Below are 23,526 nucleotides of genomic sequence, written 5' to 3'. Positions count from 1 at the left end.
GAGGCGACGAAAAGTGCGACGGGGGCGTCAGGTGGGTCGGGCCGGCAGCGAGGCTTCGAAAGCGGTCACCAGCTCAGCGAAGCCGGGCACATCCATAGGGCGGTGCTGGGCACCCGGCAGGACGACGTGCTCGGCGCCGTCCGATGCCAGCTCTGCGGCGATCGTCTCGTACTCCGCATTCCAGCCGCCCGTGACGACGAGCGTCGGGATGTCGGACAGCATCCGTCGGCGCACTCCATGGCCCCAGGGCAGGTTCGTCACTGCCCAGTGCTCGGCAACCGGACGCTCGGCGTCCCACCTGGCAGGGTCGAACGGGCCGCCGAACATGAGCGGTCGCAGAATCGCCCAGAAGGCGCGCAGATCGCCGTTCTCAGCCTGGGATCGCGCCTCGGTGACGATGCTGATATGCCGTTCGACCGGTTCGGCGCCGCGGGCGATGTCGTAGAGAGCGGGTTCGACGAGCACGAGGCCGGCGACCGGCATCCGCTGTGCTGCCAGCGCGACCGGGACTGCACCGATCGAGTGTGCGTGGAAGAGCACCGGCGCAGTGCCGAAGCCTCGAACCAGCAGTTCTGCCTGCTCCTGGACGGTGGATGCGGAGGGGAAGGACACGAATTCACTGGATACCGGGTCAGCGCCGGGCCAGGCATCCGCGCCCCGTCGGCCGGCGCCATGGACGTAGACGCGACGGATGCTCATGTCGATCATCGTAGGCTGGACACATGGCGGAGAAGTCCTGGTCCCTCGGTCGTGCACTGCGCGGCATGTTCGTCAAGCCCACCATCGACGAGACCACCTGGGAGGATCTGGAGACCGCGCTGATCACCGCAGACTTCGGTCCCGACATCACCGAGCAGCTGCTGGATGAGCTGCACGAGAAGGTCGACCGGTACCGCACCACCGATCCGCGGGATCTGCAGCGGATGCTGCGCGAGACCCTCGAAGAGCGCTTCGCGAAGTTCGACACGACGCTCAAACTCACCGAGCGTCCCGCCGTCGTGCTCGTGGTCGGTGTGAACGGCGTGGGCAAGACCACCACGATCGGAAAATTCACCAAGTTCCTGCGTGGCTTCGAGCGCAGCGTCGTGGTCGGCGGCGCCGACACCTTCCGGGCCGCCGCCGTCGACCAGCTGGCCACCTGGGCGCAGCGCGGGGAGCGGCTATGGTGCGCCCCCAGCACGAGGGACAGGATCCGGCATCCGTGGCCTATCAGACCGTGGAGTACGCGCAGCAGCACGGCGTGGAGATCGCGATCATCGACACAGCCGGCCGCCTGCACACCAAGGGCGGGCTGATGGACGAGCTCTCCAAGGTGCGCCGCGTGGTCGAGAAGCTCGCGCCGATCAGCGAGGTGCTGTTGGTGCTGGATGCCACCACAGGGCAGAACGGTGTGCTGCAGGCCGAGGCGTTCCTGCAGCACGCAGGCGTCACCGGACTCGTCGTCACCAAACTGGACGGCTCGGCCAAGGGCGGGTTCATCCTCGCCGTGCAGGAGCGCACCGGCATCCCGGTGAAGCTGCTGGGGCAGGGTGAGGGCATCGACGACCTCACCGGTTTCACACCGCACGTCTTCGTGTCGGCACTCGTCGGCGCGTAGGACTACCGGACGAGCGCGGAGGCTGGTTTCATAGCGATATGGCGATCGAACACGACTACTTCGGAGTCCTCTCCGCCGGGCCCGACGGCGCCATCTTCTGGACCGAGCGGGTCGAGGTGGGAGAGCAGTCGGTGACGGTCGACCTGACCGCCCCCGATCAGGACGACGTCTCGCAGGCGGCGCTCGACGTCGCAGCGTCGCTGATCTCCGGAATCGAGGCACTGGACGCGGTCGTCCGCCGCGCCATGCTGGCGGAGGTCGACGATCGCACCAGTGAGGTGACCGAGTACATCCTGCAGCAGCAGGAGGCCTATGGCGACGAGCTCGAGGAGATCCTGGTCGACGTCAGCGGGGATCCTGCTGTCGACATCATCCGATCGCTGACGCTGATGAGCATGACGATCCTCGCCGACGAGCACGGCGGCACCGACCCGTTCGCCGTCATGGAGTATGCGCTTGACGCGGATGCCACCGACGACGTGCTGCTGGTCAACCTCGATTCCGACGGCGCGGTGCTCTCGGTGATGAGCGCCGACTAGCGTTCGGCATCGGTCTGCGGCGCGCCGATCTGCAGTCGGGCGCCGGGATCAGACCGCCTGCGCGAAGCCGAGATCGGCGCTCTCGGCGATGTGCGCGAGATGCGGCGGGATCTCGCGACCCTTCGAGATCATCGACTGCGCCCACAGCCGTCCAGCGCGGTACGACGAACGTACCAGCGGCCCGGCGAGCACGCCGAGGAAACCGATCTTCTCGGCCTCCTCCTTGAACTCTACGAACTCGGCGGGCTTGACCCAGCGCGCCACCGGCAGGTGCCGAGGCGTCGGCCGCAGATACTGCGTGATCGTGATGATGTCACAGCCGGCATCGCGCAGATCCTGCAGCGCCTGGACGACCTCCTCCGGCTCCTCGCCCATGCCGAGGATGAGGTTCGACTTCGTGATCAGCCCCGCTTCGTGCCCCTGTGTGAGCACGTTCAGCGACCGCTCGTAGGTGAACGCCGGGCGGATGCGGCGGAAGATGCGCGGCACGGTCTCGACATTGTGCGCGAATACCTCGGGGCGGGCATCGAAGATCTGCCCCAGGAACTCCGGCTTGCCGCTGTGGTCGTTGGCCAGCAGCTCGACCCCGGTGTTCGGGTTCTGCGCATGGATCTGCCGCACCGTCTCGGCATTCAGCCACGCACCGGTGTCGGGCAGGTCATCGCGTGCGACGCTGGTCACCGTGGCGTAGCGCAGGCCCATCCGGGTGACGCTCTCGGCCACTCTGCGCGGTTCGTCCGTGTCGTAGTCGGCGGGCTTGCCGGTATCGATCTGGCAGAAGTCGCAGCGGCGGGTGCACTGCGAACCGCCGATGAGGAAGGTGGCCTCGCGATCCTCCCAGCATTCGTAGATGTTGGGACAGCCGGCCTCTTGGCAGACGGTGTGCAGACCTTCGTCCTTCACCAATGAGTGCAGCGCCTGGTATTCAGGGCCCATCTTCGCCTTGGTGCGTATCCACTCCGGCTTGCGCTCGATCGGGGTCGCGGAGTTGCGGATCTCCAGGCGCAGCAGCTTGCGGCCTTCCGGGTGCGTCGCGCTCATGCAGCGACCCCCGCGGTCGGCGCACCGGCGTACTCGGCGGCGAAGGCGTCGGAGACGGCCTGCACGATGTCGACGGGGGAGATGTCAGCGCCGACGACCTCGCTGACTGTGGTGACACCGGCATCCGTGATGCCGCAGGGGATGATGCCGCTGAACCCGGTGAGGGTGTTGTCGCAGTTGATCGCGAAGCCGTGCATGGTCACGCCCTGCTGCACGCGCACGCCGATCGCGGCCACCTTGTCCTCGGAGAGCGGCCGGCGCACCCAGACGCCGCTGCGCCCGGCGACCTGGTAGCCGTCGACGCCGAGGGGCTTGAGGATGCTGATCAGCAGCCGCTCCATGCGTCGCACATGCGCGACGACGTCCATCGGCTCGGGCAGCCGCACGATCGGATAGCCGACGAGCTGGCCAGGGCCGTGCCAGGTGATCTTGCCGCCCCGATCCACGTCGACGACCGGCGTTCCGTCCTGCGGGCGCTCCTGTGGCTCGGTGCGCTTCCCGGCCGTGTAGACCGCCTCGTGCTCGAGCAGCAGCAGGGTGTCGGGACGATCGCCCGCGACGACGTCGCGATGGATGCTGCGTTGCAGCTCCCAGCCGTCCAGGTAGGGCACGAAGTCCGGTGCGAGACCGGCGATCCGGATGTCGAGCATGGGTGCTCCCGAGGTTGTTGGATGCAGTGCAAGAACTTCTGCGCTCCAGCGTACTCCACCCGCCGGGAAGTCGGCGAGACACAGCACCGCTACGCTGAAGCCATGACTTCGGAGCCGCGCGCGGGCAGGCCTCGGGCGTCGTCTCGCGAGACGCTGGCAGAGGCGGCATGCGAGCTGTTCCTCGAGCGGGGCTATGAGGCCACATCGATCGTCGACATCGCACGACGCGCCGGGGTCAGCCGATCCAGCTTCTTCAACTACTTCTCATCGAAGAGCGATGTGCTGTGGTCGGGCCTGGATGCGAGGATCGCTGCGGCATCCGTCGCGCTGGCCGCACTCGGCACAGAGGCCGATGGAGCGTCCGTGCGAGCGGCCGTAGAACCGATCGTGCGCGGTTTCGCCCCCGACCCTCTGGCGCTCGCACTGCGCAACAGTGCCGCGATGGGCTTGGAGAGCGAACTGCTGCGAGATACCGGCCTGCGGCACGCTCGCATCGCCTCGGCCGTCGCGGCGGCCGCGCGCAGCGCCGGCGTGGAGGTCATCCGCGCCGACATCCTCGGCTCCGCCGTCGCGACTGCGGTGCTCTCCGCGCTGCGGGTCTGGGCGGAGCAGGGACCGGGCCAGGTATCGCTCGAGCAGCGGTTCGATGCGGCGCTGCGCAGCATCCACGACCTCCCCTGGGGCTGAGCAGCCCCTGCTCGGCCCGGACGCCGCTCTCCCGTAGAATCGGAGGCACCATGGCTACCTTTGGCACGCTCTCCGATCGGCTCACCGAGACCTTCCGCAATCTGCGCACGAAGGGAAAGCTGAGCCCCGCCGATGTGGACGGCACCGTCCGCGAGATCCGCCGCGCTCTGCTCGACGCGGATGTCGCGCTGGCCGTCGTCAAGGACTTCACCGCCAAGGTGCGCGAACGCGCACTGGGCGATGAGGTCAGCAAGGCGCTCAACCCGGCGCAGCAGGTCGTGCAGATCGTGAACGAGGAGCTCGTCTCGATCCTCGGCGGCGAGCAGCGCCGGCTGGCGTTCGCGAAGACCCCGCCGACCGTCATCATGCTCGCCGGCCTCCAAGGATCGGGAAAGACCACCTTCGCGGGCAAGCTCGCAAAGCAGCTCCAGGGTGAGGGCCACACTCCGATCCTCGTCGCGGCCGACCTGCAGCGTCCGAACGCGGTGAATCAGCTGCAGGTGGTGGCCGAACGTGCTGGAGCCGCCATCTATGCTCCGGAGCCGGGGAACGGCGTGGGAGACCCGGTCAAGGTCTCCCAGGACGGCGTCGAGTACGCGCGCCGCCAGCAGCACGATGTCGTGATCATCGACACCGCCGGGCGTCTCGGTGTGGATGCCGAGCTGATGAAGCAGGCGGCCGACATCCGCACCGCGACCGCGCCGGACGAGGTGCTGTTCGTCATCGACGCGATGATCGGTCAGGACGCGGTGAACACGGCCAAGGCATTCCAGGAGGGCGTCGACTTCACCGGCGTCGTCCTGTCGAAGCTCGACGGCGACGCCCGCGGCGGTGCCGCGCTCTCCGTCGCCTCGGTGACAGGTCGCCCGATCATCTTCGCCTCCACGGGTGAGAACCTCGAGGACCTCGAGCCGTTCCACCCCGACCGCATGGCGAGCCGCATCCTCGACCTCGGCGACATCCTCACCCTCATCGAGCAGGCGCAGCAGGCGTTTGATGAGGAAGAGGCGATGAAGGTCGCTGAGAAGCTCGCCAACGAGGCCTTCACCCTCGAAGACTTCCTCGAGCAGCTTCAGCAGATGAAGAAGATGGGCTCGATGAAGAAGATGCTCGGCATGCTGCCTGGCATGGGCCAGATGAAGCAGCAGCTCGAGGACTTCGACGACCGCGAGATCGACCGCACCGAGGCGATCATCCGCTCGATGACGCCGGGCGAGCGTCGCAATCCCAAGGTGCTCAACGGCTCGCGCCGTCTGCGGATCGCCCGCGGTTCCGGGATGACCGTCACCGACGTGAACCAGCTCGTGCAGCGCTTCGACCAGGCCGCGAAGATGATGAAGACCGTCGCCCGCGGCGGCACCCCGCAGATTCCCGGGATGGGCCCGATGGGCAAGCCCGGTGCTTCTTCCAAGCGCGGCAAGAAGGGCTCCAAGAGCAGGGGCGGCTCGCGCTCGGGCAACCCGGCCAAGCGTGCCGCCGAGAATGCCGGCATCGCCACCTCGACCGCCAATCCGACCGGGTCCGGCTTCGGGCTCGGCGGCGGTCAGAAGGCGCCGTCCGAAGCCGACCTCGCCGAGATCCAGAAGCTGTTCGGCAAGGGCTGAGTCAGCGCACGTCCTCGTCGACCCAGTCCATCGACTTCGTGACGGCCTTGCGCCACAATCGCAGCTGACGATCGCGCTCGTCGGCATCCATCGTCGGCTCCCAGCGGCGATCCTCCTGCCAGTTCGCGCGCAGATCATCCAGATCGCTCCAGAAGCCGACGGCGAGTCCGGCCGCGTAGGCCGCTCCCAACGCGGTCGTCTCGGTCACGACGGGGCGCACCACGGGCACGCCGAGCACGTCGGCCTGGAACTGCATGAGCGCGTCGTTGGCGACCATCCCGCCATCGACCTTCAGCTCGCTGAGGTCGACATCGGCATCCGCGTTCACCGCGTCGAGCACGTCGCGCGTCTGGAAGGCGACCGCCTCCAGTGCCGCGCGGGCGAGGTGGCTGCGGTTCGCGAAGCGGGTGAGTCCGACGATCACGCCGCGGGCATCCGGCTTCCAATAGGGCGTGAACAGCCCCGAGAACGCGGGAACGATGTACACGCCGCCATTGTCGTCGACCTTGCGGGCGAGATCCTCCACCTCGGGCGCCGACGAGATCAGGCCGAGCTGGTCGCGCAGCCACTGGATCAGCGATCCTGCGACGGCGATCGAACCCTCCAATGCATAGTGCGTGGGGCCGTCGCCGAGTTTGTAGCCGACCGTGGTGAGCAGCCCGTTCTCGGAGCGCACGATCTCTTCACCGGTGTTGAAGATGAGGAAGCAGCCCGTGCCATAGGTGTTCTTGCTCTCACCCGCAGCGAAGGCCGCCTGGCCGAAGGTCGCCGCCTGCTGGTCGCCCAGGATGCCGGCGATCGGCGTCTCGCGCAGCAGCGAGGAGCTCTCGGCCGTGCCATACACCTCGGACGAGGAGCGGATCTCCGGCATCATCGAGCGAGGCACCCCGAACACCTCGAGGATGTCATCGCGCCACTGCAGCGACTCCAGATCCATGAACATCGTGCGCGACGCGTTCGTCACGTCCGTGGCGTGCACGCCGCCGTCGACTCCGCCGGTGAGGTTCCACAGCACCCAGGTGTCGGTGGTGCCGAACATCAGCTCACCGGCATCCGCCTTCTCTCGCGCGCCGTCGACGTTCTCCAGGATCCAGGCGATCTTCGTGCCCGAGAAGTACGTGGCCAGCGGCAGACCGACCACCGGCTTGAAGCGGTCGACCCCGCCGTCCGCGGCGAGCCGGTCGACGATCTCCTGCGTGCGCGTGTCCTGCCACACGATCGCGTTGTACACCGGCTCGCCCGTGTTCCGGTCCCACACCACAGCGGTCTCGCGCTGGTTGGTGATGCCGACGGCGGCGATGTCGTGACGGGTCAGATGGGCGCGGGTGAGGGCGAGGCCGATGACCTCCTGCACGTTCCGCCAGATCTCTGCCGCGTCGTGCTCGACCCAGCCCGCTTTGGGCAGGATCTGCTCATGCTCCTTCTGGCCCGTCGCGACGACGCTGCCGGAGCGGTCGAAGATGATCGCCCGGCTCGATGTGGTGCCTTGATCGATCGAGAGAACGTACTCGGCCATGCGGCCCTCCTTCAGCGGATCATCGACGATCCGCATTCTCACCAGTGTGTCGTCAGCGACGAGCGGGAACAGCGAGCGACAGGCCGTGTGCGTCATTCAACAGCTGCACCGTCGCCTCGACCTCGGCATCCCTGCGGTCACCATCCCATCCCAGCAGCGGAGCCAGGGCATCCGCCAGCTCCGTGAGCAGCGCATCCGTGACATCTCCGACGAACGCGATGTTGGAACGGCGAAGCACGACGTCGGCGAGACGCACGACGAGCTCGTGCTGCACCATCCACTCCAGTTCGCGCACCGACAGCTCTCCGCCGGCGAGCGGGCGATCCTCTTCCTGCTCGATGTGCGCCCACACCTCGGCCGCGCGCGTGCCGTACCTCGCCAGCAGCTGATCGCCGCGCGCCGGGGCGGCACCGGGCAGGTTCGCCTGTTTCCAGGCCGACCGCGCCCGCGTCGTGCGAGGAAAGCCCTGTCCGCCGCCGATCGGCAAGCCGACCGTGGACACCGAGCGCCTGCGCCCGAGCAGTGTGAGGACGCGGTTCGACAGCGTCTCGCCCAGTGCGCGGAACGTCGTCCACTTGCCGCCGACCAGGCTCAGCATCGGCGTCGCACCGCTGTCATCGCGTTCGATCCGGTAGTCGCGGGAGACGAAGCCGGGGGCGGTGTCCTCGTGCCGCGGCAGAGGACGGATGCCGGCGAAGCGGTACACGATCTGGGAGCGGTCCACGCGGATCGTCGGGAAGACGTGGTTGATGAGCGCGAAGAAGTAGTCGATCTCCTCCTCGGTGCAGCGTGCCGGCTCGCGTGGGTCGGCATCGATGTCGGTCGTGCCCACCAGCACGCGGCCCTTGAGTGGATAGATCAGCACGATGCGTCCGTCGGAGTGCTCGAAGAAGATCTCCCGGCCGCCCGTCGCAGCCAGCAGCTCGGGATGATCCAGCACGATGTGCGATCCCTTGGTGCCGCCCATGAAGCGGGTGTCGGTGCCGAGCGACTCATTGGTCAGATCCGTCCAGGGGCCGGAGGTGTTCACGATGACGTCCGCTTTGAGCGCGAACTCCTCGGCGCTCTCCCGGTCGCGCAGCACGACAGCCTCGCCCTGGCGCCCCACGGCCTCGACATAGTTGAGTGCGAAGGAGCCGGAGTTGGCCGAGCGGCCGTCCTGCAGCACGTCGAGTGCGAGCCGCTCCGGATCGTGCATGGAGGCGTCGTAGTAGGTGGCGGTGTACTTGATCTTCGAATCGAGCTGGGGGAGTTCCGCCAGCGACGATGTGCGACCGAGGAACCGATGCCGCGGCACGGAGCCGCCGTCGCGCGAGAACAGGTCGTAGATCGTCAGCCCCGCCTTGATGAGCACGGCACCGCGCTCTTGCGGTTTGCCGCTGCGATGGGTGAGGAAGCGCAGGGGAGCGGAGAGGATGCCCGAGAAGGTCGAGTAGATCGGGATCGTGGTCTGCAGTGGCTTGACGTAGTGCGGTGCGATGCGCAGCAGGCCGTTGCGCTCCTGAACGGATTCCCGCACCAGCCGGAACTCGCCGTTCTCCAGGTAGCGGATACCGCCGTGGATCATGTGGCTGGACGCCGCCGACGCGCCGCCGGCGAAATCGCCCCGATCGACGATGACGGCATCCACACCCTGCAGCGCCAGATCGCGGAACAGCGAGATGCCGTTGATGCCGGCGCCGACGATCAGGACGGTGGTTCGGCCGGCCTCGCGCACTGCGGCCAGTTCCGCTTCTCGCCGTGTGCTGCGCGTCTTCTCGACCATGATGTCCCCTTCGTCCGGATCTGTGCATCCGCTGCGGATTCCAGCATCCGTCGCCTGACCGGATCACGCAAACGCTGTGCACGAATGTGCAATTGTGGACTCGGAGGTGATGCGCGATGGTCGCGAGCTCGGGCCGGCAGGAGGCCAGGACGACCGCCGCTCTCGCGGCGGCCAGGCTCTACTATCTGCAGGACATGACCATGGACGCCATCGCGACCGAGCTCGGCACCTCGCGGTCGTCGGTGTCGCGGCTGCTGTCGTATGCGCGCGCCAGCGGCCTGGTCGACATCCGCATCAACTCGCCTTTCGAACGCGTCGGCGAGCTTGAGGAGCAGTTGCGTGCGCGCTTTCGGATCTCTGGGCACATCGTGCCGATGTCAGGCATCGTCAACGATGTCGAGAGCCTCGAGCGGGTCGCGCTGACCGCGGGTCGGCTGCTGTCGCAGTTCGTCGAATCGAACATGGTCGTGGGCATCGCCTGGGGCTCCACGATCGGCATGGTGAGCCGATCGCTTGCGCCCAAGGAGACACATGGCACGACGATCGTGCAGCTCAATGGAGCCGGCAACGTCCAGACCAGCGGCCTGGAGTACTCCAGCGACATCCTGCAGCGCTTCGGACACGCGTTCGGCGCGCAGGTGGAGCAGTTCCCGGTGCCGGCCTTCTTCGACGATCCCGACACGCGCGCGGCCGTGTGGCGGGAGCGCAGCACACGCCGGGTGCTGTCGTTCCAGTCCAAGATGGACATCGCCGTCTTCGGGCTGGGCTCGCCGCAGGCCGAGGTGCCCAGCCGGGTCTATGTCGGCGGATACCTGAACCGCGACGACTACCGAAGTCTGCGCGAGGACGAGGCGATCGGCGACGTGGCGACGGTGTTCTTCCGCGCGGACGGCAGCTGGCGCGACATCCGTCTGAACGCACGCTCCACCGGCCCTGGGCTGGATCGTCTCCGTCGCGTGCCGCGGCGGGTGTGCGTCGTCTCCGGAGCGGCGAAGGTCGGCGCGCTGCGCGCAGCGATCGCCGCGGGGATCATCACGGATGTCGTCCTGGACGAGTCGCTCGCGCGGTTGCTGCTCGAAGAGGATTGAGCCTGGAGCGGTGCTCGATCGCCCCAAGCCCGCGTTCCTCAAGCCCGGCTCAGACCGCGGTGGAGCGCTCGGGGCCGGCGCGGAACTCGCGGATGAGATGTTGCACGACCTCGCGCAGGTCGCCGTCTGCGGCCTGCGCCGCGCTCAGTTGGCGAGCGTAGCTGGCGCCATCCTGCAGGATCGTCCGCACGCCTTCGAGTTCCCGCGAGCACGACAGATCGCGTGCGACGGGGGCGAGGTCCTCCAGCACCGCCAGAAGATGATCGCGCACGGGAATCTGCGACCCGGCCGGATCGACGATGACCCGGGCGTCGAGCCCGTAGCGCGCGGTGCGCCACTTGTTCTCGCGATGGAACCACGGCTGCAGCCCGGGAAGCTCGCGACCCTCGTCGAGCTCCCGGGAGAAGTGCTCGACCAGCGACTGGGTCAGTGCGGCCACCGAGGCCAGCTCGGTGAGGGTGGACATGCCGTCGCAGGCGCGCACCTCGATCGTGCCCCAGCGAGGCGCGGGGCGGATGTCCCAGCGCACTTCGGACACGTCGTGCATCACCCCGGAGCGGACCATGTCGTCGAGGTATCCCTCGAACTCCTGCCAGGTGCGGATCGGCCAGGGCAGCCCGGCGGTCGGCAGCTGCTGGAAGACCAGCGAGCGGTTGGAGGCGTAGCCGGTGCGCTCACCCGCCCAGAACGGGCTGGATGCCGACAGCGCCTGCAGATGCGGCAGGAACGACGAGAGCGCGCCGATGATCGGCAGCACCTTGTCGCGATCCTCGACGCCCACGTGCACGTGGATGCCCCAGATCATCATGTTCCGCCCCCACCACTGCGTGCGCTCGATGAGCTGGCGGTAGCGCGTCTTCTCGGTCACACGCTGGTTGAACCATTGCGCGAACGGATGGCTGCCCGCCGACAGCAGCTCGATTCCCGCTGGGTCGGTGGAGCGGCGGACGGATGCCACCGCCGCGGAGATGTCGTCCACCGCGTCCGCCACGGTCGCCCCCACACCGCTGGTCACCTCGATCGTGTTCGTGAGCAGCTCACCGGTGACGGTGTGCCGCTCCTCGGCGCTCTGCGCCTCGAGGAGCTCCAGCAGTTCGGGCGCTCGGCCGACGAGATCCCCGGTCACCGGGTCGGCGAGCATGACCTCCCACTCCAACCCGACCGTGGAGCGGGCTGAGGGCGCGAATTCGATCGGCACGCGCACAGTCTGACATGCGCGATCGACTCGCCGCACCCACGGAGTCGCCCGGTTTCGCGCACGGGGCCCGGATCTGGCAGAATAGAGGGTCGGACGGCTGCTCGACCCTCTATCCAGCTCCCGTCCCCCTTTCAGAGCTTCCACCGGGTTGTGCACCCCACTCTCCAGGTGACCAGTTCGTCTTCCTTTCCACACCCATTCAGGAGAATCGTGGCAGTCAAGATCCGTCTCAAGCGCTTCGGCAAGATCCGTGCGCCGTACTACCGCATCGTCGTCGCCGACTCGCGCACCAAGCGCGATGGTCGTGTGATCGAGGAGATCGGCAAGTACCACCCCACTGAGCAGCCGTCGTTCATCGAGGTCGACTCCGAGCGTGCGCAGTACTGGCTGTCGGTGGGTGCGCAGCCGACCGAGCAGGTCACCGCGCTGCTGAAGCTCACCGGCGACTGGGGCAAGTTCAAGGGCGACAAGGACGCGAAGTCCACCGTCCAGGTCGCTGAGCCCAAGGCGCCGTTCGAGATCGACGCCTCGAAGAAGTCCGTCGTCAAGCCCAAGGCTGAGAAGAAGGAGGCTCCCGCAGAGGAGGCTCCCGCCGCCGACGCGGAGGCCGCTGAGGCTCCCGCCGCCGACGCAGAGTAATCCGCCGTGCTCGCCGCCGCGCTCGAACACATCGTCAAGGGGATCGTCGATCATCCTGACGATGTCCGCATCGTCTCATCCGCATCGCCGCGAGGCGATCTGCTCGAGGTGCACGTGCACCCGGATGACCGTGGACGCGTGATCGGGCGCGGTGGCCGCACAGCCAAGGCGCTGCGCACGCTGATCTCCGCCCTCGCCGACGGACGTCGTGTCCGCGTCGATGTCGCGGACGACTGACTGTGGCCGGTGACAGGAACCAGCTCCGCGTCGGACGCCTGCTCAAGGCGCATGGTCTCAAGGGTGCGCTGAAGCTCGAGCTCTATACGGATGCTCCCGAGCGCCGTTTCGTCCCCGGCGCCGTCTTCACGCTTCAAGTGCCCGAGGCATCCGAGTGGCACGGCAAGACCATCACGGTGCGCGAATACCGCGTGATGAACGGCAACTCCGTGATCTTCCTCGAGGGCGTCGACGACCGATCGACCGCCGAGACCCTGGTCCGCGCGATCCTCTGGATGGATGAGGACGACGAGGCGGAGGATGACGCCTGGTACGCGCACCAGCTCGTCGGCCTCGACGTGATCCGCGACGACGTCGTGGTCGGACGCGTGCTGCGCGTCGAGCATCTGCCCGCACAGGATCTGCTGATCGTCAAGACGGACACCGCAGAGGTCATGGTCCCGTTCGTCGCGGCGATCGTCCCGACCGTCGATATCGCCGGAGGCCGGATCATCGTCACCCCGCCGAACGGCCTTTTCGAGGATCCGCCGGCGTCGGATGCCGCGGGCGATCCGTCTGAGTGACGTCTGGCATCCGCATATGCGAATCGACGTCGTCTCGATCTTCCCGTCGTACTTCGACGGACTGACGCTCTCCCTGCTGGGCAGGGCTCGCGAGACCGGCCTCCTCGACCTGAAGGTGCACGATCTGCGCGAGTGGACGCACGACAGGCACCGCACCGTCGATGACACCCCGTACGGCGGCGGCGCGGGCATGGTCATGAAGCCGGAGCCCTGGGGTGACGCGCTCGATCAGCTCGCCGTGTCGTCGGAAGGGCAGCCGACCATCATCTTCCCCTCGCCCGCAGGAGAGGTCTTCACCCAGGCGACAGCCCGGGAGCTCGCAACCCGCGAGCACCTGATCTTCGGCTGCGGCCGCTACGAGGGCATCGACGAACGCGTCTTCGAGTACGCCGCCTCGCTGGGGGAAGTGCGCCTGATCAGCCTGGGCGACTATGTGCTCAACGGCGGGGAGGTCGCCGTCATGGCCATGACCGAAGCGATCGGCCGGCTCATCCCCGGCGTCGTGGGCAACCCTGAGAGCCTGGTCGAGGAATCCCACGAGGACGGCCTGCTCGAGTACCCCTCGTACACGAAGCCGTCGGTGTGGCGCGATCGCGCGGTGCCGCCGATTCTGCTCAGCGGAAACCACGGCGCGATCGCGGATTGGCGCCACGAGCAGCAGCTGAAGCGCACCCGCGCCCGGCGCCCCGATCTGCTGGCCTGACCCCGGCTCGCCGAAACCCCTCCTGGTTGTCGAAACCCCCTCAGAATTACGTCTGTGGTGAGGGGTCTGGACGCTGGGGAGGGGTTTCGGCGGAGGGGAGGCGCGCGGTGGCGCCGATAGTGTTGAAGCATGGCTGATCGGATGCTGGCGAAGTCGTTCCTCGATGCGGGGGAGGACTATGAACGCTTCCGTCCCGGGTTCCCGGATGCGGCGGCGGATGCTGTCATTCCGACACCTGTGCGCACCGCGCTTGATCTGGGCGCAGGAACGGGCAAGTTCACCGAGCTTCTGCTCGACCGCGCCGAGCACGTGATCGCGGTCGAGCCGTCCGAGCCGATGCTCGCCGTGCTGCGCACCAAGCTCCCCGATGTCGAGGTGCACCTCGGCACGGCCGAATCGATTCCCGCCGCCGACGGCTCCGTTGACGTCGTCACCGCCGCGCAGGCCTTCCACTGGTTCGACCGCGAGCCGGCCTGTGCCGAGATCCGGCGGGTTCTCGCTCGGGGGGGGCACCCTCGGACTGCTGTGGAACCATTCCGATGCCGCCTGTACCTGGGACCGCGCCTGCACGCGCGTCGCGCACCCCGCGCTGGAGAACGGACTGACCGCATCAGCGGAGAGCACCGAGCACCTGACCGGGTTCGAGCCGCCCCGGTTCGTGCAGGTGCCCTGGCGCGAGCGGATCGGACGGGCTGACTACATCGCGCGCTGGCTGACCGTCAGCTCGTTCCTCGCCGCATCCGATCGCGAGCGCACGCGCATGGTAGCCGAGATCGAACGCATCCTCGACACCGACCCCGAGACGGCGGGTCGCGACGAGTTCGAGCTGCCGCAGATCACCGATGTCTACGTCTACCGCGCGTCCTGACCCTCGCTGATCGTCCTCCGGCCCCGATGATCTCCCTCGTGTGACCCGAATCGCCGCATCCGTGTCGGGGAGGGGACCAGATGAGTCACCCGAGCGGTCGCGCAGGGTACGAAGAGCACGGGCGTGTCGGGTGGGCGGGCGTCAGTCGACGCCGAGGAAGCTCCGGTCGGTGAGGATGATCGGGCCATCGGCGGTCACTGCCACGGTGTGCTCGGAGTGCGAGCCACGCGAGCCGTCTGCGCTGCGCAGCGTCCAGCCGTCGGCATCCGTCCGCAGCTCGTCGGTGGTGGCGAGCAGCCACGGCTCGAGGGCGAACACGAGCCCCTCGCGCAGCGGGAATCCGCGACCAGCGCGGCCGTCATTGGGGATATGGGGGTCGCCGTGCATGATGCGGCCCACGCCGTGGCCGCCGAAGTCGGTGTTGATCGAATATCCCGCACCGTGTGCGACGGCGGCGATGGATGCCGAGATGTCTCCGACCCGGTTGCCGACCACAGCCGATGCGATCGCGGCATCCAGTGCGCGCTCGGTGGTGTCGATCAGGCGCAGGTCCTCGTCACGCGGCGCCCCCACGACGAAGGACACTGCGGAGTCCGCTACCCAGCCGTCGACGGAGACGGCGAAATCGAGAGAGACGAGATCGCCGTCGCGCAGCACGTAGTCGTGCGGAAGGCCGTGCAGCACGGCATCGTTGACCGACGTGCAGATGACCTTTCCGAACGGCCCGTTCCCGAACGACGGCGCGTAGTCGATGTAGCAGGACTCGGCGCCGGCCTTGCGGATCAGATCGTGTGCGTGGCGGTCGATCGAGAGCAGATTCGTGCCGACCTTCGTCTCTGCGCGCAGCGTCGCCAGTGTCTCTGCGACGAAGCGGCCGGCGGCTCGCATCTCGTCGATCTCAGCGGGTGTGCGCAGTTCGATCATGGGGAAGATCCTCTCGTCAGCATCCATTCTCTCCGATGCCGTGCTGGACAAGCTCACAGCGAACACCCGTCGTCCGAGAAGGGGGCGCACGTAACATCGGAGCATGTGGTTGCGTCAGGCGTTCTTCCGCTGGCTCCTGCCGGCGGCCTTCCTGCTGCCGCTGTGGCTGTTCGTCGGCTGGGCGATCTTCGGGCAGAGCGCCTGGAGTCTGCTGTGGGTGCTGCTGATGGCGATGCCGGCGGTCTTCGGCGGTCAGCTCGTGCTCACCCTGCTCACCCGCTCGCGTCCTTCCGTGCGCGCTGAACGTGCGCTGTCCTGGTGGGATGTCGCGGGCTTCGCGGTCTGGCATGCCCTGACCATCGCGGTCGGCCTGTTTCTGGACGGCGGTTTCGGATGGTTGCTGACGGGAGCGATCGTCACCGCAGTCGCACTGTTCTGGCTGCAGCTGTGGCAGCTGTGGAACGAGGCACGCGGCACCGGTCTGCGCGTGCGCGAGACGGTGAGCTGGTCCGCGTCATCGCGGGCCGATCGCCGCGAGCCGTCTCGCGAACCCGACGTGGTCATCATCGAGGAGCGCCGGACTCGGCGGTGATCCGACTGGTTTTGAAGCGGGTCGGGTTCATGGCAGAATAGATGTTTGTGCCGTGAACCGGTTCTGCCTCAGGGGAACCCGCGGACGCATTCTGCGCCGCTCGGCACGCACCCGTTCTTATTCCTTTGAATCATGCACCCGACCTGTGGCGAGTGCAGAGAGAGACGATCATGCAGATCCTCGACGCCGTTGACGCGGCATCGCTCCGTTCCGACATTCCTGTCTTCAACCCCGGTGACACCGTCAAGGTGCACGTCAACATCACCGAGGGATCGCGTTCGCGCGTCCAGGTGTTCCAGGGCGTGGTCCTCGGCCGTCAGGGCGATGGTGTGCGTGAGACTTTCACCGTTCGCAAGATCAGCTTCCAGGTGGGCGTGGAGCGCACCTTCCCGGTGCACTCGCCGGTGATCGAGCGCATCGAGGTCGTCACCCGCGGCGACGTTCGCCGTGCCAAGCTGTACTACCTGCGCAACCTCCGTGGCAAGAAGGCCAAGATCAAGGAGAAGCGCGGCTGATCAGCCAGCGCATTTCGACGGAACCCCGGGACACTGCGTCCCGGGGTTCTGTCGTCTGAGCGTCGATGTGCGAACCTTGTAGATGCCGCCATCGTGCGACGCGATCGTAGAAGAGAGAGCACATGACATCCGACGCCGCCGAGTCCGCGGAGCGCACCCCTCGGCGGCGGGGCGTACTGGTCTTCCTGCGGGATGTGCTGGTGATCATCCTCATCGCCGCTCTGGTCTCGTTCGTGGTGAAGACCTTCGTCGTGCGCTCGTTCTACATCCCCTCCGGTTCGATGGAGCGCACCCTGCTGATCAACGATCGCATCCTCGTCGACGAGCTGACTCCATTGTGGACGGGCTACGACCACGGGGACGTGATCGTGTTCCAGGACCCTGGCGGATGGCTGCCGCCGGCACCGCAGCGCGCGCCTCGCCCGTTCATCGTCGAAGCCGCGGACTGGGTGCTCACCTTCGTTGGACTTTCGACATCGGATGCCCAGGATCACCTCGTCAAGCGGCTCATCGGCCTGCCTGGCGATCACGTCGTGTGCTGCAACGCGCTCGATCAGATCACCATAAACGGATCGCCGATCGACGAGCTCTCCTACCTGAATCTGCCTGACGGCGACACCTCGGCATCCGATATGGACTTCGACGTGACCGTTCCGGCGAACTCGATCTGGGTGATGGGCGACAACCGCGACCGCTCGCAGGATTCCCGCGCGCATCAGGGGCTCCCCGGCGGGGGATTCGTCCCGCTCGAGAACGTGGTGGGTCGTGCGTTCCTGACCACGTGGCCGCTGAACCGCGTCGGTTTGATAGACACCCACGACGAGGTGTTCACGTCGGTGCCGGAGCCGAAGTGAGTGTGGTCGCGCCGACGCTCCGCCTGGAGCGCAGCCTGCTGAAGCAGGAGTTCGACGTGATCATCGCGCTCGATGAGGTCGGGCGCGGGGCGCTGGCCGGTCCGGTCGCCGTCGGTGCGGCCGTGATCGACGCCACGTGCTCGCGCAGGCGCGTGCCCGACGGGCTGCGCGACTCCAAGCTCATCACCGAGCGCCGTCGGCCGGAGATGGCCGCGCGCGCGGCGGGCTGGGTGCCGGCATCCGCCGTCGGCTGGGCCAGCGCTGCCGAGGTGGATGCGAGCGGGATCATGTGCGCTCTCGGACTGGCTGCCTCCCGCGCGGTGCAGGCCGTCGTCGACCAGGGTGCGGCCCTGGATCGAGCAGTGGTCATCCTGGACGGCAATCACGACTACCTCTCCCGGGTGCATCCCGACCCGCTCGTGGTGCGGACCGTGATCAAGGGAGACCGCGACTGCGCGTCGGTGTCAGCGGCATCCGTGATCGCGAAGGTCGCACGGGACGGACTGATGGCCGAGCTGCACCCGCAGCATCCGGCCTACCAGTGGGATCGCAACAAGGGCTACGCCAGCGCCGAGCACCGGCGCGCGATCCGCGAGCAGGGACTGTCGCCGCTGCACCGGGCATCCTGGTCGATCGCCGACGCACCCACCCTGTTCTGAGCGGCCCGACGCCGACTGCGCTCACACCGGGGCGCGCTCTCCTAGGATGGAGTCATCATGGATGAGGATGCCTTCGACGATTACGACCGCGAACTCGAGCTCGCGCTGTTCCGCGAGTACCGCGATGTCGTCGCGCAGTTCCAGTACGTCGTGGAGACCGAGCGTCGCTTCTATCTCGCGAACGAGGTGAACGTGGTGCGCCGCGACACCGAGAACGACTTCTACTTCGAGATCTCCATGAAGGACGTCTGGGTGTGGGACATCTACCGTGCCGACCGGTTTGTGAAGAGCGTGCGGGTGCTGACCTTCAAGGACGTCAACGTCGAGGAGCTGCAGCGGCGGGAGTTCGAGCTGCCCGACGAACTGTCCCTGGACGGCAAGTGAACGCACTGCTTTCCACAATGCGCTGATCTGAGCGGGTTGTGCACAGCGGCCGGGATTCCGGTGCTGGAGGGTCGGTGTACACCGTCAAGCTGTCGTCATGGCAGCGAAAGACGAGTTGGGGCGCGCAGGTGAAGAGCGCGCCGCAAGACACCTCCGGGCTCAGGGATACGTCATCCTCGATCGCAACTGGCGTTGCGATCAGGGTGAGATCGACATCGTCGCGATGTGCGACGACCAGCTGTGCGTCGTGGAGGTCAAGACGCGCAGATCCGATCGGTACGGGCATCCGTTCGAGGCGATAGACGAGCGCAAGCGGCGACGGCTCTGGCGGCTCGCGTACGCCTGGGCTGCCGCGCACCCCGACACGGCGCGACGATGCGCGATCCGGCTGGAGGCTGTCGGGCTGATCGGAGCGGATGCCGAGACCGCCCGCCTCGAGCACCTGGTGGATCTGCTATGAGCACCGCGCGGACCTGGGCGGTCGCACTCACCGGCGTGGACGGCCACCTGGTGGAGGTCGAGGCGGACTTCTCCACGCAGACGCCGGAGTTCAAGATCATCGGGCTGCCCGACAAGGCACTCGGCGAGGCAGTGCAGCGGGTGTGGAACGCGTGCAGCAACACCGGGCTCGTCGTACCGCGGCGCCGGCTCACCGTGAACCTGTCCCCGGCGAGTCTGCCCAAGCACGGATCGGGATTCGACCTCGGCATCGCAATCGCGACCGCGGCGGCCGGTGGTGTGCTTCCGGCTGAGGCTATCCGCTCGACCGTGCACGTGGGCGAGCTGGGCCTGGACGGAAGACTGCGCCCGGTGCCGGGCGTGCTCCCCGCTGTGTACGCGGCGGCCCGTGCAGGGTTCCGGCGGGTCATCGTGCCGCACGCGAACGCGGCGGAAGCAGCGCTGGTGCCCGACATCGACATCCACGCGGCGGCGTCGCTCGCCGAGGTTGCGGCGCTGCACGGTGCCGAGGTCGACGTGCCCCTGGTCGAGCCCGTCGAGTTGGCAGGGCAGGAGCAGGCGGATGCCGAGAACCTGGATCTGGCCGATGTCATCGGGCAGGACGAAGCCGTCGACGCGCTGATCGTCGCGGCAGCCGGTGGGCATCACCTCATGCTCAGCGGGCCTCCGGGCGCAGGCAAGACCATGCTGGCTCGGCGGCTCCCGGGCATTCTGCCATTGCTGCCGAGCGACGAGGCGCTCGAGGTCGCGGCCATCCGATCACTCGCCGGGGAGCCGGTCACGCGGCTCGATCCTGTGGTGCCCTTCGTCGCTCCTCACCACAGCGCTTCGCCCGCGGCGCTGGTCGGCGGTGGTACGCGAGTGGCGCGCCCCGGTGCGATCGTCCGTGCCCACCGCGGTGTGCTGCTGCTGGACGAGACTCCCGAGTTCCAGCGCGTCGCTCTCGATGCGCTGCGCCAGCCGCTGGAATCGGGACGCATCGAGGTGCACCGGGCCGGTTTCACAGCGAGCTATCCCGCGCGGTTCCAGCTGGTTCTCGCTATGAACCCCTGTCCGTGCGGCAACTACGGGGTCCGCGGGGCGGAGTGCACGTGTCCGCCGATCGCGATCCGACGCTACGCTTCGCGACTGTCTGGGCCGCTGCGCGACCGCATCGACATCGATCTGCAGGTCGCGCGGGTGGCCGCCTCGCGGGCGACCTCGGGGGAGCGATCGGCGGTGACGTCGGCGGTCGCCAGGGAGCGCGTGGTCGCTGCCCGCGCATCAGCGGCCGAACGATGGCGCGGCTCCCCGTGGCGAGTCAATGGAGAGGTACCAGGGGAGCGGCTCCGGACGGGCGCCCTGCGCCTGCCCGCTGCCGTCCGCGCTCCGCTGGATCGCGCGCTGGAACGCGGTCAGGTCACACTGCGCGCTTATGACCGGGTATTGCGCATCGCATGGACGCTGGCCGATCTGACCGGAGCGTCCTCACCCGGGCTCGATGAACTGGGCAGGGCGCTGTTCTTGAAGAAGGGACTGCTGGCATGAGCGCCAAGAGAAATCAGCTGCTGAACGATCACCGGCTGCCCGCCGCAGCGCAGCGACTGAGACCCGATGCCGATCCTGCCGAGGTGATAGCGCGCGCCGCCTGGTCGGTGCTCGTCGAGCCAGGCGACGGTGTGGCCGGCGCGCTCATCGCCGCGCATGGGGCGCCGACCGCTCTGGAGCAGGCGTTCTGCGAGGAGGAGCTGCTCACTCCGGGAGTGGTGGATCCCCTCGCCTTCGCCGAGGCTCGTGCGCGCTGGCAGCCGCGCGCGCGTACGCAAGCGGTGTTGGATGCGATGCAGTCCTGTCATGAGGTGGGAGGAGGGCTGCTGCTCCCGGGCGATGAGAGCTGGCCGTCCGGGCTGGACGATCTGGGCGTGCATGCGCCGCTGGTGCTCTGGACCCGGGGTGACCCGCAGGTGCTCGCCGACGTCCCCGCAGTGTCGATCGTGGGTGCGCGAGCGGCCACTCCGTACGGGGAATCCGTGGCCGCCGACCTTGCCGGAGACCTGGCGGCGTCGGGGACGGTGGTCGTCTCTGGAGGCGCATACGGCATCGATGGCGCAGCCCACAGAGCGGCGCTGGGCGTCGGAGGGAACACGGTCGCCTTTCTCGCCGGTGGCATCGATCGCGCGTATCCGATGGGCCACCAGCAGCTGTTCGACCGGATTCGCGCCAGCGGAGTGCTGCTCAGCGAGGTGCCCTGCGGAAGCGCACCCACCAAATGGAGATTTCTGCAGCGGAACAGACTGATTTCCGCTGTCGGGCTGGCGACCGTGGTGGTCGAGGCCGGGTGGCGCAGCGGATCGCTCAACACGGCCGGCCATGCGGCGGCGCTCGGGCGGCCGATCGGGGCGGTGCCGGGGCCGGTCTCCTCCGGCGCATCGGCCGGTTGCCATCGGCTGCTGCGCGAATACGACGCCATCTGCGTGACCTCGGCTCAGGAGGTGCGCGAGTTGTGGGGGACTCTGCGCCGGGGGAGCAGTCGTCGTCGACGGCGGAGAACCCCGAGCGGATCCGGCTGCGGGACGCACTGAGCTCACGCACCCCTCGTGATGCGAACGAGCTCGCCCGGAGGTCGGGGCTCGCGGTCGGCAGGGTGCAGAGCCTGCTCGGGCTGTTGGCGCTGGAGGGCGTCGTCGGTCAGACCTCCGACGGATGGCGCAGGATCGCCTGAGCGGCATCCGCAGGGTGCTGCGGCGCGGGAGCCGGCTCGCGCTGGCCGCACCCGGCATTCTGGAAGGGTGAGGTACTCGGATGCTGTGGACGAGTTCGTGACGCATCTGGCTCAGGTGCGCCGGCTCTCGCCGTCGACCGTGCGCGCATACCGGTCGGATCTGGCCGACCTGCAGCGCGCCGTCCACGACATCGATCTCGGTGAGATCGACTTGGAGGCCCTGCGCGACTGGCTCTGGCAGGCGACGCAGCGGGGCGACGCGCGAGCCACTCTCGCCCGTCGTGCCGCCGCTGTGCGATCGTTCTTCGGTTGGGCGCATGACACCGGCAGGGTCGATGCCGACCCCAGTCTGCGCTTGGTCACTCCGAGGCGAGGAAGACGCTGCCCGTCGTGGCCTCCGCCGAGGGCGTGCAGAATCTGCTCGAGGAGCAGCGGATCGCCGCGGAGGGAGGCGATCCTATCGCATTGCGCGATCATGCCATCCTCGAGCTCCTCTACGCAGCCGGCATCCGGGTCTCCGAACTGTGCGGCATCGACGTCGACGATGTCGATCTGAACCGGCGCACCGTCCGCGTGCTCGGCAAGGGCGCCAAAGAGCGAGTGGTGCCCTTCGGCGTCCCCGCGGCTGCTGCGCTTGCGGGCTTCCTCACTCGCGGGCGGCCCGCGCTGCGCACCCGAAACGACGGTGCAGCCGGGCCCGCACTGTTCCTCGGCGCCCGTGGCGCGCGCATCGGACCGCGCACCGTGTATGCCCTCGTCGCGCGCGTGCTCGGCCCCATCGTGGGCGCCGAGCATGTCGGCCCGCATGCACTGCGCCACTCCGCCGCGACGCACCTGCTCGACGGCGGGGCCGACCTGCGGGCGGTGCAGGAGATCCTCGGCCACGCGAGTCTGGGCACCACGCAGATCTACACGCACGTCTCGGCCGAGCGGCTCACCGCCACCTACCGGATCGCGCACCCTCGGGCCTGACGACTCGAGGCGCGGGCGCACCGAATCGTTCGCGATGGCAGACTCTCATTGCGAGCAGCACGGCAGCAGCACCGCCCGCGGTACTGCTCCGAACAGTCCGCGCGGGTTCACGTACCGTCCCTCGACCCGCACGCCCACATGCAGCGTGCCGCGCACGGCATGTCCTCCTGCTGCTGCCGTGCCGACCACGTCGCCGGCGGCGATGACGTCACCGGGATCTCGTTCCGACACCACCGGTTCCAGCGTGGTGACATACCCACCGCCGTGATCGATGGTGATCAGCGGCCGATCGACCACCGTGCCGCGGAAAGCGACGACACCGGCGGCGGGGGAGTGCACCTCGGCATCCGACTGCACCGCGATGTCCATTCCGCGATGCCCCGCCGCATAGTCGTGTGCCGAGGCTCGGAACGGCGCGACCACGTCATGCCTGCCGTGTACCGGCCATCGCCACGGGTAGCCCGGCACGTCGTCTGCGGACCGGTCGATGATGGCGGCGTCGTAACGGGGTGGGGTCGTGGCTGCGGCGCTCGCACCGCTGAGCCCGGGCGCGATCGCGAGCAGACACAGCGCGGTGACGAGACGAGGACGCCGTCGGGATGCGATCGCGTGCGAGGTCTCGTGCTCTCGCCGCGCACCGCGGTTCCGCCCTCCGATCTGCATCATCTCCTGAGCATCGCATCCCCCGGTGCCGGGCGGGGGCGCCCTTCACGGGGACGGTGGACAACTGCGCTTTCTCTGCGAATGTGCAGGGAGAAGCGCGCTCATCGC

General features: G+C 68.1%; 27 protein-coding genes and 2 pseudogenes. 21 read left to right on the top strand and 8 right to left on the bottom strand.

Translation table 11 applies throughout. The features are described 5' to 3' along the window. Positions 1 to 27: 27 nt before the first annotated feature. Positions 28 to 699 carry an alpha/beta fold hydrolase gene (locus tag QUE33_RS05060; RefSeq protein ID WP_286302294.1) on the bottom strand — a complete coding sequence of 224 codons (672 nt, stop codon included), beginning with the start codon at positions 697 to 699 and terminating at the stop codon, positions 28 to 30. A gap of 23 nt (positions 700 to 722) precedes the next feature. On the opposite strand from QUE33_RS05060, the pseudogene ftsY reads away from it, so the two are divergent. Next, positions 723 to 1,597 (top strand): annotated as a pseudogene (ftsY, locus tag QUE33_RS05055) (signal recognition particle-docking protein FtsY). Between the two features lie 38 nt (positions 1,598 to 1,635). Then, positions 1,636 to 2,136, top strand: a complete 501-nt coding sequence (locus tag QUE33_RS05050) for a DUF2004 domain-containing protein (protein ID WP_286302293.1) — start codon at positions 1,636 to 1,638, stop codon at positions 2,134 to 2,136. Positions 2,137 to 2,184: 48 nt separating this feature from the next. On the opposite strand, the gene lipA is transcribed toward QUE33_RS05050, so the two are convergent. Beyond that, positions 2,185 to 3,177, bottom strand: a complete 993-nt coding sequence (gene lipA, locus QUE33_RS05045; RefSeq protein WP_286302292.1) for a lipoyl synthase — start codon at positions 3,175 to 3,177, stop codon at positions 2,185 to 2,187. Continuing rightward, the gene (gene lipB / locus QUE33_RS05040; RefSeq protein ID WP_286302291.1) at positions 3,174 to 3,827 is read right to left on the bottom strand and encodes a lipoyl(octanoyl) transferase LipB; all 654 of its coding nucleotides are present in this window, start codon (positions 3,825 to 3,827) and stop codon (positions 3,174 to 3,176) included. The genes lipA and lipB overlap by 4 nt, the downstream gene beginning before the upstream one ends. Positions 3,828 to 3,929: 102 nt before the next feature. Between lipB and QUE33_RS05035 the strand changes: the two genes are divergently transcribed. Both QUE33_RS05035 and ffh read left to right on the top strand, forming a co-directional pair. Beyond that, positions 3,930 to 4,514 carry a TetR/AcrR family transcriptional regulator gene (locus tag QUE33_RS05035; protein WP_286302290.1) on the top strand — a complete coding sequence of 195 codons (585 nt, stop codon included), beginning with the start codon at positions 3,930 to 3,932 and terminating at the stop codon, positions 4,512 to 4,514. Positions 4,515 to 4,564: 50 nt separating this feature from the next. After that, complete coding sequence (gene ffh / locus QUE33_RS05030) at positions 4,565 to 6,118, top strand: signal recognition particle protein (RefSeq protein WP_286302289.1); 1,554 nt, start codon at positions 4,565 to 4,567, stop codon at positions 6,116 to 6,118. 1 nt (position 6,119) lies between these two features. Here the strand turns inward: ffh and glpK are convergent, their stop codons facing one another. Both glpK and QUE33_RS05020 read right to left on the bottom strand, forming a co-directional pair. Further along, on the bottom strand, positions 6,120 to 7,634 hold the full coding sequence (gene glpK / locus QUE33_RS05025) for a glycerol kinase GlpK (protein WP_286303061.1): 1,515 nt from the start codon (positions 7,632 to 7,634) through the stop codon (positions 6,120 to 6,122). Between the two features lie 52 nt (positions 7,635 to 7,686). Next, positions 7,687 to 9,399 (bottom strand): glycerol-3-phosphate dehydrogenase/oxidase, encoded by a 1,713-nt coding sequence (locus tag QUE33_RS05020; protein ID WP_286302288.1) that lies wholly within the window; start codon positions 9,397 to 9,399, stop codon positions 7,687 to 7,689. A gap of 116 nt (positions 9,400 to 9,515) precedes the next feature. Here QUE33_RS05020 and QUE33_RS05015 point away from each other — a divergent pair, with 116 nt between their 5' ends. Next, positions 9,516 to 10,487, top strand: coding sequence for a sugar-binding transcriptional regulator (locus tag QUE33_RS05015; protein ID WP_286302287.1), 972 nt, complete (start codon positions 9,516 to 9,518; stop codon positions 10,485 to 10,487). Between the two features lie 49 nt (positions 10,488 to 10,536). On the opposite strand, the gene QUE33_RS05010 is transcribed toward QUE33_RS05015, so the two are convergent. Next, complete coding sequence (locus QUE33_RS05010; RefSeq protein ID WP_434019624.1) at positions 10,537 to 11,628, bottom strand: glutamate--cysteine ligase; 1,092 nt, start codon at positions 11,626 to 11,628, stop codon at positions 10,537 to 10,539. 267 nt (positions 11,629 to 11,895) lie between these two features. Between QUE33_RS05010 and rpsP the strand changes: the two genes are divergently transcribed. The 6 genes from rpsP (at position 11,896) to QUE33_RS04980 (ending at position 14,695) form a co-directional block, all read left to right on the top strand. Further along, the gene (rpsP, locus tag QUE33_RS05005; RefSeq protein ID WP_286302284.1) at positions 11,896 to 12,324 is read left to right on the top strand and encodes a 30S ribosomal protein S16; all 429 of its coding nucleotides are present in this window, start codon (positions 11,896 to 11,898) and stop codon (positions 12,322 to 12,324) included. Between the two features lie 6 nt (positions 12,325 to 12,330). Continuing rightward, entirely contained in the window at positions 12,331 to 12,561 is a 231-nt protein-coding gene (locus tag QUE33_RS05000) for an RNA-binding protein (protein ID WP_286302283.1), read from the top strand. Beyond that, positions 12,558 to 13,124 (top strand): ribosome maturation factor RimM, encoded by a 567-nt coding sequence (rimM, locus tag QUE33_RS04995; protein ID WP_378760849.1) that lies wholly within the window; start codon positions 12,558 to 12,560, stop codon positions 13,122 to 13,124. The genes QUE33_RS05000 and rimM overlap by 4 nt, the downstream gene beginning before the upstream one ends. A gap of 16 nt (positions 13,125 to 13,140) precedes the next feature. Beyond that, a complete protein-coding gene (trmD, locus tag QUE33_RS04990; protein WP_286302281.1) occupies positions 13,141 to 13,827 on the top strand; it encodes a tRNA (guanosine(37)-N1)-methyltransferase TrmD in 687 nt (228 codons plus the stop codon). A gap of 129 nt (positions 13,828 to 13,956) precedes the next feature. Further along, on the top strand, positions 13,957 to 14,523 hold the full coding sequence (locus QUE33_RS04985; protein WP_286302280.1) for a class I SAM-dependent methyltransferase: 567 nt from the start codon (positions 13,957 to 13,959) through the stop codon (positions 14,521 to 14,523). After that, positions 14,492 to 14,695, top strand: a complete 204-nt coding sequence (locus QUE33_RS04980) for a hypothetical protein (protein ID WP_286302279.1) — start codon at positions 14,492 to 14,494, stop codon at positions 14,693 to 14,695. The genes QUE33_RS04985 and QUE33_RS04980 overlap by 32 nt, the downstream gene beginning before the upstream one ends. A 141-nt stretch (positions 14,696 to 14,836) precedes the next feature. On the opposite strand, the gene map is transcribed toward QUE33_RS04980, so the two are convergent. Next, positions 14,837 to 15,619, bottom strand: a complete 783-nt coding sequence (gene map / locus QUE33_RS04975) for a type I methionyl aminopeptidase (RefSeq protein ID WP_286302277.1) — start codon at positions 15,617 to 15,619, stop codon at positions 14,837 to 14,839. 103 nt (positions 15,620 to 15,722) lie between these two features. Between map and QUE33_RS04970 the strand changes: the two genes are divergently transcribed. The 10 genes and pseudogenes from QUE33_RS04970 (at position 15,723) to QUE33_RS04925 (ending at position 22,755) form a co-directional block, all read left to right on the top strand. Continuing rightward, positions 15,723 to 16,211 (top strand): MFS transporter permease, encoded by a 489-nt coding sequence (locus tag QUE33_RS04970; protein ID WP_286302275.1) that lies wholly within the window; start codon positions 15,723 to 15,725, stop codon positions 16,209 to 16,211. 170 nt (positions 16,212 to 16,381) lie between these two features. Then, complete coding sequence (gene rplS / locus QUE33_RS04965) at positions 16,382 to 16,726, top strand: 50S ribosomal protein L19 (RefSeq protein ID WP_286302274.1); 345 nt, start codon at positions 16,382 to 16,384, stop codon at positions 16,724 to 16,726. 122 nt (positions 16,727 to 16,848) lie between these two features. Continuing rightward, on the top strand, positions 16,849 to 17,580 hold the full coding sequence (gene lepB / locus QUE33_RS04960; RefSeq protein WP_286302273.1) for a signal peptidase I: 732 nt from the start codon (positions 16,849 to 16,851) through the stop codon (positions 17,578 to 17,580). Further along, complete coding sequence (gene rnhB, locus QUE33_RS04955; protein ID WP_286302272.1) at positions 17,577 to 18,239, top strand: ribonuclease HII; 663 nt, start codon at positions 17,577 to 17,579, stop codon at positions 18,237 to 18,239. The genes lepB and rnhB overlap by 4 nt, the downstream gene beginning before the upstream one ends. Before the next feature lie 57 nt (positions 18,240 to 18,296). Further along, positions 18,297 to 18,623, top strand: a complete 327-nt coding sequence (locus QUE33_RS04950) for a DUF2469 family protein (RefSeq protein ID WP_286302270.1) — start codon at positions 18,297 to 18,299, stop codon at positions 18,621 to 18,623. A gap of 97 nt (positions 18,624 to 18,720) precedes the next feature. Further along, positions 18,721 to 19,083 (top strand): YraN family protein, encoded by a 363-nt coding sequence (locus tag QUE33_RS04945; protein ID WP_286302268.1) that lies wholly within the window; start codon positions 18,721 to 18,723, stop codon positions 19,081 to 19,083. After that, a complete protein-coding gene (locus tag QUE33_RS04940; RefSeq protein WP_286302266.1) occupies positions 19,080 to 20,609 on the top strand; it encodes a YifB family Mg chelatase-like AAA ATPase in 1,530 nt (509 codons plus the stop codon). Before QUE33_RS04945 ends, QUE33_RS04940 begins: the two co-directional genes overlap by 4 nt. After that, positions 20,606 to 21,643, top strand: a complete 1,038-nt coding sequence (dprA, locus tag QUE33_RS04935) for a DNA-processing protein DprA (RefSeq protein WP_286302265.1) — start codon at positions 20,606 to 20,608, stop codon at positions 21,641 to 21,643. Before QUE33_RS04940 ends, dprA begins: the two co-directional genes overlap by 4 nt. Continuing rightward, positions 21,565 to 21,783: a DprA-like winged helix domain-containing protein gene (locus QUE33_RS04930; RefSeq protein WP_286302264.1), complete on the top strand. Its 219-nt coding sequence runs from the start codon at positions 21,565 to 21,567 to the stop codon at positions 21,781 to 21,783. The genes dprA and QUE33_RS04930 overlap by 79 nt, the downstream gene beginning before the upstream one ends. A gap of 67 nt (positions 21,784 to 21,850) precedes the next feature. Next, a pseudogene (locus QUE33_RS04925) lies at positions 21,851 to 22,755 on the top strand (tyrosine recombinase XerC). Positions 22,756 to 22,800: 45 nt separating this feature from the next. Here QUE33_RS04925 and QUE33_RS04920 read toward each other — a convergent pair. After that, entirely contained in the window at positions 22,801 to 23,421 is a 621-nt protein-coding gene (locus QUE33_RS04920; RefSeq protein ID WP_286302263.1) for a murein hydrolase activator EnvC family protein, read from the bottom strand. Positions 23,422 to 23,526 lie beyond the last annotated feature (105 nt).

Origin of the sequence: Microbacterium suwonense, assembly GCF_030296555.1 — a bacterium.
GTDB lineage: Bacteria > Actinomycetota > Actinomycetes > Actinomycetales > Microbacteriaceae > Microbacterium > Microbacterium suwonense.
Note: the sequence above shows the minus strand (reverse complement) of the source record. Positions and strands in the feature narration are given on the sequence as shown.

Coding starts and splice junctions, on each gene's coding strand:
- QUE33_RS05050 (WP_286302293.1), top strand. CDS start 1,636: ATGGCGATCGAACACGACTACTTCGGAGTCCTCTCCGCCGGGCCCGAC.
- lepB (WP_286302273.1), top strand. CDS start 16,849: ATGACATCCGACGCCGCCGAGTCCGCGGAGCGCACCCCTCGGCGGCGG.
- QUE33_RS05035 (WP_286302290.1), top strand. CDS start 3,930: ATGACTTCGGAGCCGCGCGCGGGCAGGCCTCGGGCGTCGTCTCGCGAG.
- QUE33_RS04920 (WP_286302263.1), bottom strand. CDS start 23,421: ATGATGCAGATCGGAGGGCGGAACCGCGGTGCGCGGCGAGAGCACGAG.
- rplS (WP_286302274.1), top strand. CDS start 16,382: ATGCAGATCCTCGACGCCGTTGACGCGGCATCGCTCCGTTCCGACATT.
- QUE33_RS04945 (WP_286302268.1), top strand. CDS start 18,721: ATGGCAGCGAAAGACGAGTTGGGGCGCGCAGGTGAAGAGCGCGCCGCA.
- trmD (WP_286302281.1), top strand. CDS start 13,141: ATGCGAATCGACGTCGTCTCGATCTTCCCGTCGTACTTCGACGGACTG.
- ffh (WP_286302289.1), top strand. CDS start 4,565: ATGGCTACCTTTGGCACGCTCTCCGATCGGCTCACCGAGACCTTCCGC.
- QUE33_RS05010 (WP_434019624.1), bottom strand. CDS start 11,628: ATGCTCGCCGACCCGGTGACCGGGGATCTCGTCGGCCGAGCGCCCGAA.
- glpK (WP_286303061.1), bottom strand. CDS start 7,634: ATGGCCGAGTACGTTCTCTCGATCGATCAAGGCACCACATCGAGCCGG.
- QUE33_RS05060 (WP_286302294.1), bottom strand. CDS start 699: ATGAGCATCCGTCGCGTCTACGTCCATGGCGCCGGCCGACGGGGCGCG.
- QUE33_RS04940 (WP_286302266.1), top strand. CDS start 19,080: ATGAGCACCGCGCGGACCTGGGCGGTCGCACTCACCGGCGTGGACGGC.
- map (WP_286302277.1), bottom strand. CDS start 15,619: ATGATCGAACTGCGCACACCCGCTGAGATCGACGAGATGCGAGCCGCC.
- QUE33_RS04950 (WP_286302270.1), top strand. CDS start 18,297: ATGGATGAGGATGCCTTCGACGATTACGACCGCGAACTCGAGCTCGCG.
- QUE33_RS04970 (WP_286302275.1), top strand. CDS start 15,723: ATGTGGTTGCGTCAGGCGTTCTTCCGCTGGCTCCTGCCGGCGGCCTTC.
- QUE33_RS05015 (WP_286302287.1), top strand. CDS start 9,516: ATGGTCGCGAGCTCGGGCCGGCAGGAGGCCAGGACGACCGCCGCTCTC.
- QUE33_RS05020 (WP_286302288.1), bottom strand. CDS start 9,399: ATGGTCGAGAAGACGCGCAGCACACGGCGAGAAGCGGAACTGGCCGCA.
- QUE33_RS04985 (WP_286302280.1), top strand. CDS start 13,957: ATGGCTGATCGGATGCTGGCGAAGTCGTTCCTCGATGCGGGGGAGGAC.
- lipA (WP_286302292.1), bottom strand. CDS start 3,177: ATGAGCGCGACGCACCCGGAAGGCCGCAAGCTGCTGCGCCTGGAGATC.
- lipB (WP_286302291.1), bottom strand. CDS start 3,827: ATGCTCGACATCCGGATCGCCGGTCTCGCACCGGACTTCGTGCCCTAC.
- dprA (WP_286302265.1), top strand. CDS start 20,606: ATGAGCGCCAAGAGAAATCAGCTGCTGAACGATCACCGGCTGCCCGCC.